Raw genomic sequence first — 15,539 nt, 5'->3', positions numbered from 1 at the left:
GGCCATAGATAAGTTCCATAGGTCCATCGATGTGAGCCCGTTGAGGGTGTAATGCACGCCGCATACGCTCGATGCATTGATGCGTTTAGGAGGCACTGTGCGATTCTCGAATTCCAGCCCGGGCCGCGGGGTACAGCTGCTGTGCTGGTCGTCAGTCGCCCTTGATGGGTTCGACCTTATTGCGTTGGCCGTAGTATTTCCGGTCCTCTTGAAGGGCAACGTGTGGGGACTCACCGCGGCCACGGCGTCGGTCATAGCCATGATCGGTCTGGTCGGCATGACGGTCGGAGCCATCGTCATCGGCAGCGTTGCCGAAAGAATCGGCCCGGCAAAGGCGCTGGTGGCATCTGTGGCCTTCTTCTCCGTGTTCACGCTGCTCTCAGCGTCAGCACCGTCGGCGATCCTTTTCACGATCCTGAGGTTCCTCGCGGGTGTGGGTCTCGGTGGCTGCATGCCCATCGCGGTCGCCATTGTGGCCGCGCACCGAGCTGGCCAGGGCAAGAGCAGTAGCGCCACCACAACACTCATGACTGGGTACAACGTCGGTGCGGTGCTCTGCGCGCTGCTCGGAATGTTCCTGATCCCCTGGCTTGGATGGCAGTCCATGTTCGTTGCCGGAGCACTGCCGGCGCTAGTGCTCGTCCCCCTGATGATCCGCTACCTTTCAGACCCTGACACTCAGGGGACCACCGCGGTGCCCGCGGCGAGAATCGGCCGCGCGAGCCGCGAGACCATCAGTGGCCTCTTCCGGGGCGTTCAGCTGCGAGCGACGCTAGCGTTCTGGACCGCCACGTTCATGGGTCTGTTGTTGATCTATGGGCTCAACACCTGGCTTCCCGAGATCATGCGCGCAGCAGGGTACTCGGTAGGAAATTCACTGGCGTTTCTGCTGACCCTTAATCTGGGAGCAATTCTGGGCTATCTTCTCGGAGGACGTTTCGCCGACCGCGGAGGAGTTCGTCGAACAACCATCGGCTGGTTCGCTGGAGCTGCGATCTTCTTGGCCGTATTCGCGCTTCCGTTGCCAGAGCCGATTCTCTATGCAGCTCTGTTCCTTGCAGGTTTCTTCGTCTTCAGCTCGCAGGCGTTGACCTATGCCTACACGCAGAAGGTCTACCCGAACCGCCTCCGCGCAACAGGCGTCGGCAATCTGCGGGCCTCTGCTCGGAGGAGTCCTATTGACCGCAGGCATCGCCTATCCGTGGGGTTTCTATGTCTTCGCCATCGTTGGTGTCCTCGGGGCAGCGGCCGCCTGGACCGTGCCAGGGCAGACACCGCAACAGCACGAAGCCACCGATGACCTGGCAGTTGCCATCGATCTGACCCCGAAAGGTGGCGGGACGGTATAGGTCTTTGGCGGCCTTGAGGCGCAGGGAACCATATCACCACGATCTCGTCACGCCCTTTCGGGCCGGCCGGCCAACTGCAACACGGATGTATTAGAGGAGAACCAAAATGGATAATCGTGCGACTCGAGTCGCGATCATTGGCGGGGGGCTGGGTGGGCTCACTGCCGCGATCGCACTCATGAAGATTGCCGGGGCCGAAGTCACGGTGTTCGAGCAGGCGCGGAAGCTTGCGGAAGTGGGCGCAGGCGTCGGGGTCGCCCCGAACGGCCAGCGCGGACTCGACAGGTTGGGTCTGCTTGACGAGGTCAAGCTAGCAGGTGCGCCATGGGACGGACCGGGTGTGAACCTTGGCACGGATGGCAGGCCGGTGGCGGAGGTTGCTTGGTCGGACTCTGCCGGGCGGTACCAGAGTTTTGGCATTCACAGAGCCGATCTCATCGATGTCCTGCGCCGGTCAATTCCCAGTGATGCGGTTCGTCTGGGGCACAGGTTGGCATCGATTCACGCATTGGACTCGAGCGTCCGCCTTGAATTCGAAAATGGTGTGAATGCCGAGTTCGAGGCTGTGGTGGGTGCGGACGGTGTCCATTCGCTCGTGCGCGACTCAATCACCCAGCCCTCGGATCCCGTCTACTCCGGATCCATCGCATATCGCGGAGTGCTTGACGCGAGCCTCCTTCCCGAAGACTGGCCGATGACGAGCCAAGTCTGGATGGGAGGCGGGAAGCATTTCATGTGCTACCCGGTGCGGCAGCGCAAGCTGTTCAACTATGTCGGCTTTGTCCCAAGTGACGGGCCCCTCAAGGAATCATGGTCGGCCGAGGGTGACGTAAGCGAACTCGCCGCCGAGTTCGGGGGCGAGGAATGGGACCCCAGGCTCCGCGAGTTCATCAAACTCATCGACAAGACCTTCTGGTGGGGACTGTACGACCGAGAGCCTCTAGCCAACTGGTCACGAGGTCGAGTCACATTGCTCGGCGACGCAGCACACACCATGCTCCCTTACGTCGGCCAAGGCGTGAACCAGGCAATTGAGGACAGCGTAAGCCTTGCCATTTTCCTCAGGGAGACTGAAGGCCCCGAGGGCATCGTCGATGCCTTCAAACGCTACACAACGGCTCGCTTGCAGCGAACAGCCATTATGCAGGCAAGCTCGCGCAGGAGCGGTTCACAGCTCGACTCCCAAGCCGAGTATGAGGACATCACGAAACGCGACGCCGACGTGCGCGCCGGACGAGATTTTCGCAGAAGCTTCTTCTACGACTACGACGCAGCGGCTGTCGCTGAGAAGACTCTAATGCGATCACACAATGCAAGAAGGGCACTGTTCGCATGACATCGATCAGCATAATCGGTACCGGTAAGATGAGTTCGGCGATCGCCGATATGTCCGTGAGGGCGGGTGCTGATATCCAAATAATTAGGCGCCGGGCCGGTGCCAGCTCCTCGCCCGAGCGGCCCGATGCCAGATACGGGGTGATGGGCGATGAGCTCACGGGTGACCTCGTGGTCCTCGCAGTTCCATACGAAGCGGTCGCGGACGTGCTTATGCATTACCCGGATGGACTCAGCGGAAAGGTTGTCATCGACATCAGCAACCCGATCGACTTCACCACTTTCGATGAGTTGGCCGTGCCATCCGACTCTTCTGCTGCAGCTGAAATCGCCAAGGACATTCCGGATGCGGCAGTCGTCAAGGCGTTCAACATCAACTTCGGAGAAACCTTGGTCAGCGGCACCAATGGTGGAGCGCGCACGACGGTTGTGCTTGCCGGGGACGATGCCGACGCGAAGATCGCAGTCATCGGCCTCGTCGAGGCCGCCGGTCTCCGGGCCGTAGACGCCGGACCACTTTCGCGTGCGCGGGAGCTCGAGGCGTTGGGTTTTCTGCAGATCACCATGGCAGCACTCGCAAAGACCAGTTGGGATTCCGGGTTCGCGCTACTGCCGTGAGCAAGGAGCAGCGATTCAAAGATGCCGGTCAGCCTATCGGCTCCATGTGCGAAGTTGCCCCCTAGGGACTGCGATGAACGAGGGGTCATAGACTGTCCAGTGCCGCGAGAAGGGACCGGCCTTCCACACGGTGGAGGCCCTCCACACGGTGGAGAGGCCGGTCCACGGCAACAGCCCGACCCAAGACGACGCCGAGAAGATGGTCGCCAATGCGTGGGAACCACGTGCGAGCGATGAAAGGCCCAAGGTCGCAGGCCGTCAGTAGTGGTGGCGCACGGCGATGATCACGAGCTGGCCGTCATCGACCGTGTACACGAGGCGGTGCTCGTCCGTGATCCGGCGCGACCAGTAGCCGGCGAGCTGGTGCTTGAGCGCCTCGGGCTTGCCGATGCCGGCGAACGGTGTCCGGAGGCATTCCTCGATGAGGCGGTTGACCCGCTTGAGCGTGGCGCGGTCGGTGTCCTGCCAGAACCTGTAGTCGGCCCAGCCGTTCTCGGTGAAGAGGACCTTCATTCGGAGAGCTCGTGCGGCGCCGCGGTGCCTGCGCGGTGCTGGGCGATGCTCTCGAGCAGGTGCTGGGCGTTGGCCGGGGTCCTCAGGAGGTAGGCCGTCTCCTGGAGTGCCTCATAGTCGGCAAGGGACATCAGTACCGCGTTGCCGCGCTTCGAGACGATCTCGACGGGCACATGGTCTTCGTTGACCTGCTGGATGAGAGGAAACAGGTGAGCACGTGCTTCCGATGCGGTGATTGCCATGACGCCTCCTCAAGTGGTACTGGATATTGTACTGCTCGTCCTGGACGGAGGGCCGACCCAATCTACACGCCAGCCCTCGTCCCCTCCCGTATACGGCATTACGATCGCGCCATGGCGGATACCTATTCAGCCCAGACGTCGATCACGATCAACGCCCCAATCGAGCGCGTGTGGGACGCGCTTGTCGACCCCGAGACGGTCTCGCTGTACCTTCACGGGAACACGCTCGAAGCCGACTGGCGGGTAGGCGGCTCCGTGACCTGGAGCGGGGAATGGAAGGGGCAGCCCTACACCGACAAGGGCACGGTCCTTCGCTACGAGCCGCCCAGGGTCGTCAGCACGACCCATTGGAGCCCGTTGGCGGGCACCGAGGACTCGCCCGAGAACTACCACCACGTCACCTACGAGCTGACGGAGCACGACGGCGCCACAACCCTGACCCTCACCCATGGCAACAGCCCGACCCAGGCCGACGCCGACACCATGGTCGCCGATGCGTGGGCGCCCGTCCTGGCGGACATCAAGCGGGTGGTCGAGGAGGGCCGGCCCTAGAGCGTCGCGGCGTCAGTCCCGCGCGAAGGTCATGTGCACGACGCCGCTCTCGGCGACCTCGCTGGTGACGCTGTAGCCGGCCTCGAGCCCGCGCAGGTCCTCCCACAGGCTCTTCCCGCGGCCGAGCAGGATGGGCGAGATCGCCACGTGCAGACGGTCGACGAGCCCAGCCTTCAGGAACGCCCGCACGGTGTCCACGCCGCCGCCGATCCGCACGTCGGCCCCGCCCGCGGCCTCGGTCGCCTTGGCCAGTGCCTCCTCGGGGGTGGCCGAGAGGAAGTGGAACACCGTGCCGTTGTCGAACTCGATGGGCGCGCGGTCGGCGTCGTGCGTCAGGACGAAGACCGGCGCGTGGAACGGCGGCTCGTCGCCCCACCATCCGCGCCAGTCCGGATTGTCCGGGAACGTGTGCAGGCCGAACATCCCAGCGCCCATGATCTCGGCGCCGATGCCCTCGAAGTAGGCCGCCCCGTAGCGGTCGTCGACACCGGTGGTGCCCTCCCCGGAGCGGTCGCCGAGGACCCGCTCGCGGAACGTCCTGGTGCCGGTGTATGCGGCGACGAGGCGCGCCCAGTCCTCGCCCATCGGGTTCTCCGGCGTCTGGTCGGCGGTCGACGCGTAGCCGTCGAGGGAGATGTTGAGGTCGAGGCGAACGGCCATGTGTGGCTCCTTCGGGGGTGGGGGAGTGACGAGGCAGCGCGGCGACGCGGCCCCACCGCAGCCCCGGGGCCTTGTCATCCAGTGCCATTGTGCCGCTCGGGCTCCCGCTGGGCGAGGAGGCGCCCAGTCAGCGGACGATCTTGAAGTTGAACTCCGGCGTCCCAAGAGCGCCCCACAGGCGCAGCCACACGGGAAGGAGCATCTCGGTGCCGCGGGCCGTCGTGATGTCGCCGAGGTCGATGATGTCCTGGTGGCCCATCTCCGCCAGGAGCCCGGACACGGTGGCCTTCGCCGCGGCGTCGTTCCCGGAGACGAACACAGTGCTGGCCTCGCCCAGCTTGGCGGGGTCCGCCATGAGGGACGCGTTGAGCGTGTTGAGGGTCTTCACCACGAGCGCGTCGGGGTGTGCGCGCTGGATCTGCTCGCCGAGCGAGTCGGTGTCCTTCACGAACAGTGTCGGCGGCATGCCGGCGCTGAGGTCCAGCGGGTTCGCGATGTCGACGAGGACCTTGCCCGTGAGGTTCTCCTGGCCTGCCAGTGCGAGGACCTCGAGGGCTGCTCCGCCGCTGGTGGCGTTGATGGCGAGCTCGGCGGCCGAGGCGGCGTCGGTGAACGCGGCGAGCCCCACGGCCGGGTTCGCCGCAGCCCAGGCGGCGAACGCGTCGTCGCCGGTACGGGCGAGGGTCTCGTCCGGGTTGCGGGTGCCAATGGTGACGGCGTGGCCGAGCTCGGCGAGGCGGGCCGCGAGGGCGCGCCCGACCATGCCGGTGCCGAGTACTGCGATCTTCATGGTGCTCCTTCGAGTCGCCATCCGTTCGATGTGACGGATCGTTCCGTCTATTATTTGTGACGGATCGGTCCGTCTGTCAAGCTGGAAGGGCACGGACGGCACGAGGAGGAAGATCGCGGTGACGCGGCGGACGGCTGAAGAGAACAGGCGCAACATCCTGGAGGTGGCCACGCGCCTCTACTACCAGCAGGGGATCCGCGCGGTGGGCATGGACGCTGTCGTGAAGGAGTGCGGCGTTGGGAACGCCACGGTCTACCGGCAGTTCCCCACCAAGGACGCTCTGGCCACCGCCTATGTCCGAGGCGGTGCCGACGCGTGGTTCGAGCGCATGGAGCAGGCCGCGGCCGAGTATGTGGACCCCCGGCAGAAGCTCAGCGCAGTGTTCGAGGTCCTCGCGGAGGACACCGCTGGGGCGGGGTACCGGGGCTGCCCCATGCTGAACACGAATACCGAGTTCCCCGAGGGCGACCACCCTGCGCACCGTGTCGCCGTCGACCACAAGCAGAGGGTGCGTGACTGGCTCCGCACGCTTGCCGAGCAGGCAGGCGCCGAAGATCCCGGCCTCCTGGCCGAGGAATTGCTGATCGTGCTGAACGGCGCCTACGCCACCGCGGCGGTCCTCGATGGGCGCACGTACGGCAACCGCGCGCTCGGTCTGGCCCGGCGGCTCATCGACGAGGCCTGCCCGCAGCGCTGACGCGTATCCGGCGTGCAGGTCCCTGAGCTGACCGGAACACCGCCAAGCCGTCGTCGTGGATGTATGCCTTCGATACTCAGTCGTTTCGTCATCGAGGGTCATGTGGGCCGGAGGCAATGTGACCTTTTAGGGCGCGCTGTTGCCCACCGCGACGTCACGGGTCGTTGTTACGGAGATGGATAGACGGGACTGGTGGGGTTCCGTAGATTCGGGCCCAGGATCAAGAGTCCCGGCGTGAAGCTCTGGCTGGCCGGGCGGCAACCCTCTCCCGTAGTGGGGTGCCCCAGATGAAGATCCGGCCGCGGTGGCCATCCGCGGCAAGTACGGCGCCCGCGAACCGCGGGCGTCCGGGGGATTGGACCACCATGACTGTCACCATCGGGGAGCAGGCCGTCGGCGGCGCGGACGTGCCCCGCGCCATGGGGCACTGGGCCGCTGGCATCGCCGTCGTCCCCTTCGCCGCGGCGGCCGACGACGTCCCGCACCTCGAGTGTCGCCGCTGGCAGCGGGTGGACGCGGGGCACCGCCTCATCCTGACCGGGCAGGCTGTGGGCCCGTGGTGTCCGGGGAGTTTCCTTCCTCTGACCAACCACGAGTACCGGGCCAAGTAGCGCGCCCAGGTTCTTTCTCTTTTCTCCTTATCGCGCGCGGAGTGCCGCTGCGCCCATGAGGGCTGCCTCCGTGCGCCCAGAAACCCTAGGAAAACCCGATGAAAACACTTGCATCCATTGCCGGAGCCGCGCTGGCAGCCGTCCTCGCCGCGGCCGTTTCGGCCTGCTCAGGCCCTGCCGCCGCCACAGGCGCAGGTCAGGAGACCACCGAGCTGCGGTACCAGGGATCCGCGAACAACGTCACCCTCCCCGAACTCGCACAGGATCTCGGCTTCCTCGGCGACGTCAAGCTCGTCTGGGTGGGCAACACGACCAGCGGGCCCCAGGACATCCAGTCCGCCGCGACCGGCCAGACGGACTTCGGCGGCGCCTTCACCGGCGCCGTGGTCAAGCTCGCCGAAGCCGGCGCCCCCGTGAAGGCGGTCGTGAACTACTACGGCGAGGACGAGAAGACCTTCAACGGCTTCTACGTCAAGGACGACAGCCCGATCCGCACCGCCCGTGACCTCATCGGCAGGAAGGTCGCCGTCAACACTCTCGGGGCGCATTCCGAGGCCGTCCTCGACACTTGGCTCGAGAAGAACGGGCTGACCCCCGAGGAGATCAGGCAGGTTCAGCTGGTGGTCCTCCCACCCAACGACACTGAGGAAGCGGTCCGCCGCGGGCAGGTCGACGTCGGCGTGCTGGGGGGAGTCCTCCAGGACAACGCCGTCGCCGGAGGCGGCCTGCGTTCGCTCTTCAGCGACTACGCCCTGTTCGGGGCCTTCGCCGGAGGACAGTACGTCTTCCGCAGCGATTTCATCGCCAAGAACCCTGACACGGTGCGCGCGTTCACGACCGGCGTCGCCAAAGCCATCGAGTGGGAGCGCACCACTCCGCGGGAGACCGTGATCGAGCGCTTCACCCAGATCATCGAGAAGCGCAACCGCGGCGAGAGCACCAAGAACCTGAAGTACTGGAAGAGCGTGGGCGTACCCCGCGCCGGGATCATCACCGACACGGACTTCACCCGCTGGGACGCCTGGCTGAACAGGGCCGGGATCGTGGGTGGGCCCATCACGCCGTCCAAGTACTACACCAACGAATTCAACGATCTCGCGAAGGGATGACCATGACCCCTAAGATCAGCCTGCGCGGCGTCAGCCAGCACTTCCAGGTCCGCGGCGGAGGGACCCTGACGGCCCTCGACAGCCTCACCCTCGACGTCCAGGACGGCGAATTCCTCACCCTGGTCGGACCGAGCGGCTCCGGCAAGACCACCCTCCTGGATCTGCTTGCCGGCCTCACGAGACCCGCCTCGGGTGAAGTCCTCGTGGACGGCACGCCGATCACCGGCCCCGGGCGGGACCGGGCCGTCGTGTTCCAGCAGTACGCCCTCTTCCCCTGGCGCACTGCCTCCCAGAACGTCTCGATCGGACTCGAAGGGACAGGGCTGGGCAGGGGCGAACGGGCCGAGCGGGCCACCCACTACCTCGGCCTCGTCGGGCTCGCCGGCTTCGAGGACCGCTACCCCCACGAGCTCTCGGGCGGCATGAAGCAGCGCGTGGCGATTGCCCGCAGCCTCGCGTTCGAACCCGACATCCTCCTCATGGACGAGCCCTTCGCCGCGCTCGACGCCCAGACGCGCGAGCAGCTCCAGGGCGAGCTGCTCCGGATCTGGCGAGCCACCGGCAAGACGATCGTGTTCATCACCCACGGCATCGAGGAGGCGGTCTACCTCGGACAGCGGGTCGCCGTCCTCAGCTCCCGCCCGGGCCGCCTCAAGGCCCTGGTGGACATCCGCCTCCCGGACCACGACGACGAAGCGGACATCCGCTCGCACCCCGCCTTCGTGGAGTACCGCCACGAGGTCTGGAACCTCCTGCACGACGAGGTCCGCCGCGCCACCACAGAAAGGATCCCCGCCTGATGAGCACGCTCACCGCACCCTTCCGGCCCGCCGAAGCTGTCGCAGATTCCCCCTCCGCCACGCACCGGCCGGACGCAGGCCGGGGCCGCCCGCTCCGGCGAGCCGGCGCCGTCGTGCGCTCCGGCCTGTGGAAGTCTGCCGCGATCGCGGCGTTCCTGCTCCTGTGGGAGGTGGGGCCGCTGTGGTTCGCCGCGCCCTCGACGCGCGTCTTCCTCCCGCCCCTGCACGAGGTCCTCGGTGCGGGGTGGAAGCTCCTGGCCAATGGGGCGCTCGAGGGGCACCTGGCCGCGAGCCTGACCCGCTCGGTCGCGGGGTTCGGTGTTGCCGTCGTCCTCGGGGTCACGGCCGGGCTCCTCATCGCCTGGTTCCGGCCCGTGAGCACCTTCATCACGCCGCTGCTGGAAGTCTTCCGCAACACGGCCGCCCTCGCGCTGCTGCCGGTGTTCACGCTCCTGCTCGGGATCGGCGAGGAATCCAAGATCACGATCGTGGCGTACGCGGCGTTCTTCCCGGTGCTGCTCAACACGGTCGCCGGGGTGCGGACCGTGGACCCGCTGCTTGTGCGTGCGGCCCGCTCGCTCGGCCTCTCCCACCTCTCGCTGTTCCGCAAGGTCATCCTGCCCTCGGCGGTGCCTCCGATCTTCACGGGCATCCGTATGGCCGGCACGGCCTCCATCCTCGTCCTCATCGCCGCCGAGATGGTCGGGGCCAAGGCCGGGCTCGGCTACCTGATCGTCAACGCGCAGTCGAGCTTCCTCATCCCGGACATGTACGCAGGCATCCTCACCGTCTCACTCCTCGGCCTCGCCGTGAACACGCTCCTGGTCGCCCTCGAGCGCCACCTCTCCCGGTGGCGCGTCGAGGCCAACTCCTGAACCTGCCCTTCCAACCGAAAGGACCCGTCATGACCAGCACCGCCATCTCCACCCGTCTCGCCTTCACCAAGATCGGCGCGCGCATCGGCGCCGAGATCCGCGGCCTCGACCTCAGCCGAGACCTCTCGGAGGAGACAGTCCGCGAGATCCGTGGCGCCCTCAACGAGCACAAGGCCCTCGTGTTCCGTGAGGCGAACATCCGCACCGACGAGGACCAGGTCCGCTTCGCCTCGCGCTTCGGCCCGCTCACCAAGGCCCACCCCACCGTCGCCTCGGTGGACGGCGCCGAGAACGTGCTGCCCGTGGACAGCGAGGACGGATCGGCGAACACGTGGCACACCGACGTCACCTTCGTGCTCAACCCGCCTCAGGCCACGACCCTGCGCAGCGTCACGGTCCCCTCGTACGGCGGCGAGACGCTCATCGCGTCCTCGGCGGCCGCGTACGAGGACCTGCCCGCCGAGCTGCGGAACTTTGCCGACACCCTCTGGGCGATCCATACGAACGACTACGACTACGCGGTGCCGAAGAACCTCGAGCACGCCACGGCTGAGGAACGGCGCAAGGTGTTCACCCGCATCAAGTACCAGACCGCCCACCCCGTGGTGCGAGTCCATCCCCTGACCCGGGAGCGCGGCCTGTTCATCGGCGGCTTCGCCCAGCGCCTGAGGATCGTGGGGCTCTCCAACACCGAGTCCCGGGACATCCTGCGGCTCCTCCAGGCCTACATCACCCGGCCCGAGAACGTCGTCCGGGTCAACTGGGAGCCCAACCAGCTCGTCCTGTTCGACAACCGCATCACGCAGCACTACGCACCCTCCAACTACGACGACCAGCCCCGCAAGCTCAACCGCGTCACCATCGCCGGAGACATCCCGGCAGCGATCGACGGAACGCGCAGCCAGGCGATCGAGGGCGACTCCTCGCACTATTCCGAGGTCGTCTCCATCGGGACGGGGGCCTGAACATGGGCAAGAAGCTGCATCTCAACGCGTTCCTCATGAGCACCGGCCATCACGAGGCGTCGTGGCGGCTCCCCGAGAGCGACCCGCACGCGGGAACAAGCCTCGCGCACTTCACACGCCTTGCCCAGACCGCCGAGCGGGGGAAGTTCGACTCGGTGTTCTTCGCTGATTCGCCCGTGCTGTGGGGCTCCGTGGGCCGGCGGCCGATCGGCGCCGTCGAGCCCACCGTCCTCCTGGCCGCCCTCGCGGCCGGGACGGAGCGGATCGGGCTCATCGCGACTGCGTCGACGAGCTACAACTCCCCGTACAACCTCGCGCGCCGATTCGCGTCCATCGATCACCTCTCCGGCGGCCGCGCAGGCTGGAACGTCGTGACGACCGCGGGGGCCGACGCCGCACGCAACTTCGGACTCGACGACCAGCCGCTGCACCGGGACCGGTACGAGAGGGCGGCCGAATTCCTCGACGTCGCCTCCGAGCTGTGGGATTCGTGGGACGACGAGGCGATTCTGGCCGACAAGGAGGCCGGCATCTGGGCCGACGCTGCGCGAGTGCGTCCCGTGGACCATTCCGGCCCTCACTTCTCCGTGAAGGGCCCGCTCGACATACCCCGCTCCCCGCAGGGCAGGCCCGTCATCGTCCAGGCTGGCTCGTCGGAGGACGGGAAGAGCCTCGCCGCGCGCTACGCCGAGGCCGTATTCACTGCGCAGCAGACGCTGGGGGAGGCGCAGGCGTTCTACAGCGACCTCAAAGCCCGCACCGCCGCGGCCGGGCGGGACCCGGAGGGGATCAAGATCCTTCCAGGCATTGTCCCCGTCCTTGGGGGGACCGAGGCCGAGGCGCAGCGGCGCGAGCGGGAACTGGACGAGCTGATCCGCCCGGAATACGCGCGGGACGAGCTCGCGAAGACCCTGCGTCTGGCCCCGGAAGACCTCCCGCTGGACCGAGAGCTGCCCGCTGGGCTCCCCGAGGAGGACGAGATCGAGGGCGCGAAGAGCAGGTACACGCTCATCGTGGGCCTGGCACGACGCGAGCGCCTGACCGTGCGGCAGCTGATCGGGCGCCTTGGCGGGGGAAGAGGACACCGGACCATTGCGGGCACGCCCGAGCAGGTCGCGGACGCCCTCCAGGCTTGGTTCTCAGGTGGGGCCGCCGACGGCTTCAACATCATGCCTGCGGCCCTGCCCTCTGGGCTCGACGAGTTCGTGGACCACGTCGTGCCGCTGCTCCAGGCCCGCGGCCTGTTCCGCGAGGACTACATCGGTAGGACTCTGCGAGAGCACTACGGGCTCCCCACACCGTCGCGCCAGTCCAGCGCCGAGCAGGGTCTCGCGCACGCGTCCTGACGCCCTCATCCACGACGGAGTGCTGGTCGCACGGCCACGAGGCACGACGGCGGGTGCGCACCCGTCGTCGTGCGCTCACTCCCGCTCGGGGGCTCATCGCATTTGAGGGTGCAGTCGGCCACGTCCCCGCCGCGGCGCTTGAGGGTGTGAAACGAGGTCATCCAGGACGTGGCACCTGACCTGGCTGCGAGGCCGCCGGCGGAGAGCTGACGCGGGGGCGGTGGGGCACGCGGCTCCGCCGGCTCAGCGCCTCACCTCGTACCGCGTCATCACGACGCCGCCGGGGAACGTCCGCGTCTCCATCAGGTCAAGGTTCACCCAGCTGTCCATTGCGGTGAAGAACGGGGTGCCGCCGCCGACCAGGACGGGATGGGTGGCCAGCACGTACTCGTCGATCAGCCCTGCCTGCATGGCTGCTGCCGCGAGCGTTGCGCCGCCGATGGTCATGGGGGCGCCGTCCTCGTCCTTGAGCCGGGCAATCTCGGCGACCGCGTCCCCGGCGACGAGGCGGGTGTTCCAGCCGAGGTCGCCGTCCAGCGTCGAGGAGAACACGACCTTCGGCGAGTCGCGCCAGTTCCGCGCGAACTCGATCTCCAATGGGTTGGCGTCGGGCTGCTGGTCCGCGGTCGGCCAGTAGACGCTCATCGTCTCCCACAGCTTGCGTCCGTACAGGGTCAGGCCGCTCGCTCGCTCCTGGTCGAGCCACCACCCGAACAGCTCTTCGCTGGGCCCGCTCCAGCCGATGTCGTCGCCAGCCGCTGCGATGTAGCCGTCCAGGGTCACGTTCATGCCGTAGATCAGTTTCCGCATGGCGCCAGCCTTCCACCAGCCGGCCGCCAGCGTAAGAGCGGGCGGACCTGACCCGCGGATCGATGCTCTCACGCGACCGCGCACGACGGCGGGCGCCCACCCGCCGTCGTGCGCTCACTCCTGCTCGGGGACGGTGGGGCTTGAGGCAGCCGCCGCCTTCGCCCGGTCGTGGACTCGGATCTGCAGGAGGGCAAGGTCCGTCAGGGGCGTCTCGACGCCGAGCCCGCGTGCGGTGGCGGCGAAGTCGCCGATGAGGTGCTCACCCTCGTGGTCCCGGCCTCCGGTGAAGTCCCGGTAGAGCGAGGGGACGAACGGGGAGCCCGGCTGGGTCAGCATCTCCAGCGACGACCGGTGCGAGGACTCGGACGCCGGGTAGCCGGCCGCCTTGAGGACCCCTTCGGTCTCGGCGATCACGTCCCGGATGAACGACTGCCCTTCCGGCACCGCCGAGATCTCGCCGAAGCTGGCCCGCATGAGGATCGATCCGACTCCGGAGGCCACGATGAACGCCCACTTGTGCCACATCGTCGTCAGGATGCCCTGCGTGACCCGCAGCCTGTAGCCCGGCACGGAGAGCTCGCGCCCGACCGCCTCGGCGCGTGCGGTAGGACCGCCCGGCTGGGCTCCGAGGACGATCTCGGCCAGCGGGAGCACCTGGCGGATCGCCCCGTCCGCGGTGACGTGGGTGACGACGCGCACCGACCCGCCGAGCACACGGTCCGTGCCGAACCGGTCGTTGAGGAGCCGGAGGTGCCGCATGCCGTTGAGGAAGGGGAGGACCAGCGTCTCCGGGCCGATCGCCGGCCCGAGCTGGTCGAGCACGCTCTCGAGGGCGCTCGCCTTGAGTGCCAGGATCACGAGGTCGTACGGCCGGTCCTCGAGCTGCTCGGCCGTCAGAGCGTGCACCGGCACCGTCTCGTCGGTGTCCGGGCCGGTCAGCCGCAGACCCTTCCCCAGCTGTTCCGCCCGTCCTGCCCGGACCAGGAAGGTGACGTCCCGGCCGGCCTGGGCCAGTCGCGCCCCGAAATAGCCGCCCGTCGCCCCAGCGCCCGCGATCAGTATCCTCATTGCCTCGCCTCCTCCGTCAGGGTACCGGCGCCGCGCAGGGTACCGGCACGGCGCGGCGTGGCACGGCGCGTTCGACGGCGCCGCCTCACTCGCGCTGGAGCGGCTGCTCCTGCGGGTGGGTGGCCAGCGCCTCGACGGTGATCGTCTGCCACGGGAACGTCGGCAGAGCCGACAGGACGTCGTGGAGCTCCGTCGCGTCGTCGGCCTCGTACCAGCCGATCGCCGTGCGCGTGCCCGGAACGCGCCAGAGGCGGCGGAGGATCCCGCGGTCCCGCAGCTGCTGGGCATACTCCCGCTCGGCGGCCTTGATCCGCGCAGCCTCCTCCACCGGCATGACCGGCATCCGGTTCTCCTGCCTCACCAGGAATTCCATGGTCGTCTCGCTCTCTAGTCGGCCGACGCCGCGGCGCCGGACTGGAGGAGGTGCTGCGCGAGCAGCTCGGGGTTGGTCACGAGGACTTCGTGGTCGGCGTCGAGCTCGGTGACGTTCCAGCCGGCGGAGTCCGCCCGCTCCGCGAACCGGGCGAACGGCGTGCGCCAGCCAGAGCACAGGAGGTAGTCGCCGGTGAACGGGAGCTCTCCGAGCCCGCGCCCGATCGAGTCCATGTAGGTCTTGGCAGGCTGCGGCGTGAGCCGCGGGGTGAGCTCGTCGATGACCTGCTGGTCCGTCACGCCGAGGTTGGCAACCGGCCGCGGGTCGATCACGAGCCCGTCATTGGCCTCCGCCGATTCGAGGTAGTGCGCCGCCGCGTGCTCGGGGAGGAGCCGGATGGCGGCCTCGCCGGCCTCGGGCAGGAAGCCGTCGACGATGACAAGGCGTTTGATCCGGTCCGGGATCTCGGCCGCGACCCCCGTCACGACCATCCCCGCGTAGCTGTGGCCCACCAGGACGACGTCGCGCAGCTCCTCCGTCTCGATCGCGGCCCGCACGTCGGCGATGTGGGTGTCCAGACCGACGTCGGGAGTCAGCAGGTGGGCCCGGTCGCCCAGACCCGTCAGGGTTGGGGTGAAGACCCGGGCGCCGGCGGCTTCGAGGAGGCGCTCCACCGGTCTCCAGCACCACGCCCCATGCCACGCCCCGTGGACGAGCACATACGTCTCCTGATCCAAGTGCCGCTCCTTCTCACTGGTTCTCACTGCCGGGTTCTCACTGTCGCCGTTGCTCGGACTCAGTGTACGGGCGGGTATTCGGCGCCCAT

At 67.6% G+C, this 15,539-nt stretch carries 19 protein-coding genes and 1 riboswitch; of the genes, 11 read left to right on the top strand and 8 right to left on the bottom strand.

Annotation, left to right across the window (positions count from 1 at the left end; translation table 11 throughout):
• Window positions 1–97 precede the first annotated feature (97 nt).
• The 3 genes from ABD298_RS18065 (at window position 98) to ABD298_RS18055 (ending at window position 3,302) form a co-directional block, all read left to right on the top strand.
• A complete protein-coding gene (locus ABD298_RS18065) occupies window positions 98–1,300 on the top strand; it encodes an MFS transporter (RefSeq protein WP_344301218.1) in 1,203 nt (400 codons plus the stop codon).
• Between the two features lie 155 nt (window positions 1,301–1,455).
• Window positions 1,456–2,685 (top strand): FAD-dependent monooxygenase, encoded by a 1,230-nt coding sequence (locus ABD298_RS18060; RefSeq protein WP_344301217.1) that lies wholly within the window; start codon window positions 1,456–1,458, stop codon window positions 2,683–2,685.
• Window positions 2,682–3,302, top strand: a complete 621-nt coding sequence (locus tag ABD298_RS18055) for an NADPH-dependent F420 reductase (protein ID WP_344301216.1) — start codon at window positions 2,682–2,684, stop codon at window positions 3,300–3,302. Before ABD298_RS18060 ends, ABD298_RS18055 begins: the two co-directional genes overlap by 4 nt.
• A gap of 258 nt (window positions 3,303–3,560) precedes the next feature.
• Here the strand turns inward: ABD298_RS18055 and ABD298_RS18050 are convergent, their stop codons facing one another.
• Both ABD298_RS18050 and ABD298_RS18045 read right to left on the bottom strand, forming a co-directional pair.
• Entirely contained in the window at window positions 3,561–3,815 is a 255-nt protein-coding gene (locus tag ABD298_RS18050; protein ID WP_344301215.1) for a Txe/YoeB family addiction module toxin, read from the bottom strand.
• Window positions 3,812–4,057 (bottom strand): type II toxin-antitoxin system Phd/YefM family antitoxin, encoded by a 246-nt coding sequence (locus ABD298_RS18045; protein WP_344301214.1) that lies wholly within the window; start codon window positions 4,055–4,057, stop codon window positions 3,812–3,814. The genes ABD298_RS18050 and ABD298_RS18045 overlap by 4 nt, the downstream gene beginning before the upstream one ends.
• Window positions 4,058–4,168: 111 nt before the next feature.
• Here ABD298_RS18045 and ABD298_RS18040 point away from each other — a divergent pair, with 111 nt between their 5' ends.
• A complete protein-coding gene (locus ABD298_RS18040) occupies window positions 4,169–4,609 on the top strand; it encodes an SRPBCC domain-containing protein (protein ID WP_344301213.1) in 441 nt (146 codons plus the stop codon).
• Between the two features lie 12 nt (window positions 4,610–4,621).
• On the opposite strand, the gene ABD298_RS18035 is transcribed toward ABD298_RS18040, so the two are convergent.
• The gene (locus ABD298_RS18035) at window positions 4,622–5,269 is read right to left on the bottom strand and encodes a dihydrofolate reductase family protein (RefSeq protein ID WP_344301211.1); all 648 of its coding nucleotides are present in this window, start codon (window positions 5,267–5,269) and stop codon (window positions 4,622–4,624) included.
• Window positions 5,270–5,396: 127 nt separating this feature from the next.
• Window positions 5,397–6,059, bottom strand: a complete 663-nt coding sequence (locus ABD298_RS18030) for an NADPH-dependent F420 reductase (RefSeq protein WP_344301210.1) — start codon at window positions 6,057–6,059, stop codon at window positions 5,397–5,399.
• A gap of 118 nt (window positions 6,060–6,177) precedes the next feature.
• On the opposite strand from ABD298_RS18030, the gene ABD298_RS18025 reads away from it, so the two are divergent.
• The 7 genes from ABD298_RS18025 (at window position 6,178) to ABD298_RS17995 (ending at window position 12,462) form a co-directional block, all read left to right on the top strand.
• Window positions 6,178–6,756, top strand: coding sequence for a TetR/AcrR family transcriptional regulator (locus ABD298_RS18025; protein ID WP_344301209.1), 579 nt, complete (start codon window positions 6,178–6,180; stop codon window positions 6,754–6,756).
• 218 nt (window positions 6,757–6,974) lie between these two features.
• Window positions 6,975–7,086, top strand: a riboswitch (SAM riboswitch).
• Window positions 7,087–7,121: 35 nt separating this feature from the next.
• Entirely contained in the window at window positions 7,122–7,367 is a 246-nt protein-coding gene (locus tag ABD298_RS18020; protein WP_344301208.1) for a hypothetical protein, read from the top strand.
• Window positions 7,368–7,465: 98 nt separating this feature from the next.
• Window positions 7,466–8,476 carry an ABC transporter substrate-binding protein gene (locus tag ABD298_RS18015; RefSeq protein ID WP_344301207.1) on the top strand — a complete coding sequence of 337 codons (1,011 nt, stop codon included), beginning with the start codon at window positions 7,466–7,468 and terminating at the stop codon, window positions 8,474–8,476.
• Window positions 8,477–8,478: 2 nt separating this feature from the next.
• Entirely contained in the window at window positions 8,479–9,276 is a 798-nt protein-coding gene (locus ABD298_RS18010; RefSeq protein ID WP_344301206.1) for an ABC transporter ATP-binding protein, read from the top strand.
• Entirely contained in the window at window positions 9,276–10,151 is an 876-nt protein-coding gene (locus ABD298_RS18005; protein WP_344301205.1) for an ABC transporter permease, read from the top strand. Before ABD298_RS18010 ends, ABD298_RS18005 begins: the two co-directional genes overlap by 1 nt.
• Window positions 10,152–10,180: 29 nt before the next feature.
• On the top strand, window positions 10,181–11,116 hold the full coding sequence (locus ABD298_RS18000; protein WP_344301204.1) for a TauD/TfdA dioxygenase family protein: 936 nt from the start codon (window positions 10,181–10,183) through the stop codon (window positions 11,114–11,116).
• Window positions 11,117–11,118: 2 nt separating this feature from the next.
• The gene (locus ABD298_RS17995; protein ID WP_344301203.1) at window positions 11,119–12,462 is read left to right on the top strand and encodes an LLM class flavin-dependent oxidoreductase; all 1,344 of its coding nucleotides are present in this window, start codon (window positions 11,119–11,121) and stop codon (window positions 12,460–12,462) included.
• 243 nt (window positions 12,463–12,705) lie between these two features.
• Here ABD298_RS17995 and ABD298_RS17990 read toward each other — a convergent pair whose 3' ends face one another.
• The 4 genes from ABD298_RS17990 to ABD298_RS17975 all read right to left on the bottom strand — a co-directional run bounded on the left by ABD298_RS17990 (window position 12,706) and on the right by ABD298_RS17975 (window position 15,450).
• Entirely contained in the window at window positions 12,706–13,272 is a 567-nt protein-coding gene (locus ABD298_RS17990) for a dihydrofolate reductase family protein (protein WP_344301202.1), read from the bottom strand.
• Window positions 13,273–13,386: 114 nt separating this feature from the next.
• On the bottom strand, window positions 13,387–14,340 hold the full coding sequence (locus ABD298_RS17985; RefSeq protein ID WP_344301201.1) for a ketopantoate reductase family protein: 954 nt from the start codon (window positions 14,338–14,340) through the stop codon (window positions 13,387–13,389).
• Between the two features lie 85 nt (window positions 14,341–14,425).
• The gene (locus tag ABD298_RS17980) at window positions 14,426–14,701 is read right to left on the bottom strand and encodes a muconolactone Delta-isomerase (RefSeq protein ID WP_344301200.1); all 276 of its coding nucleotides are present in this window, start codon (window positions 14,699–14,701) and stop codon (window positions 14,426–14,428) included.
• Window positions 14,702–14,727: 26 nt separating this feature from the next.
• Window positions 14,728–15,450 carry an alpha/beta fold hydrolase gene (locus ABD298_RS17975; RefSeq protein ID WP_344301199.1) on the bottom strand — a complete coding sequence of 241 codons (723 nt, stop codon included), beginning with the start codon at window positions 15,448–15,450 and terminating at the stop codon, window positions 14,728–14,730.
• Between the last annotated feature and the right edge of the window lie 89 nt (window positions 15,451–15,539).

Origin of the sequence: Sinomonas flava, assembly GCF_039531875.1 — a bacterium.
GTDB classification, from domain to species: Bacteria; Actinomycetota; Actinomycetes; order Actinomycetales; family Micrococcaceae; genus Sinomonas; species Sinomonas flava.
This window is presented reverse-complemented; position numbering and strand designations above follow the sequence as displayed.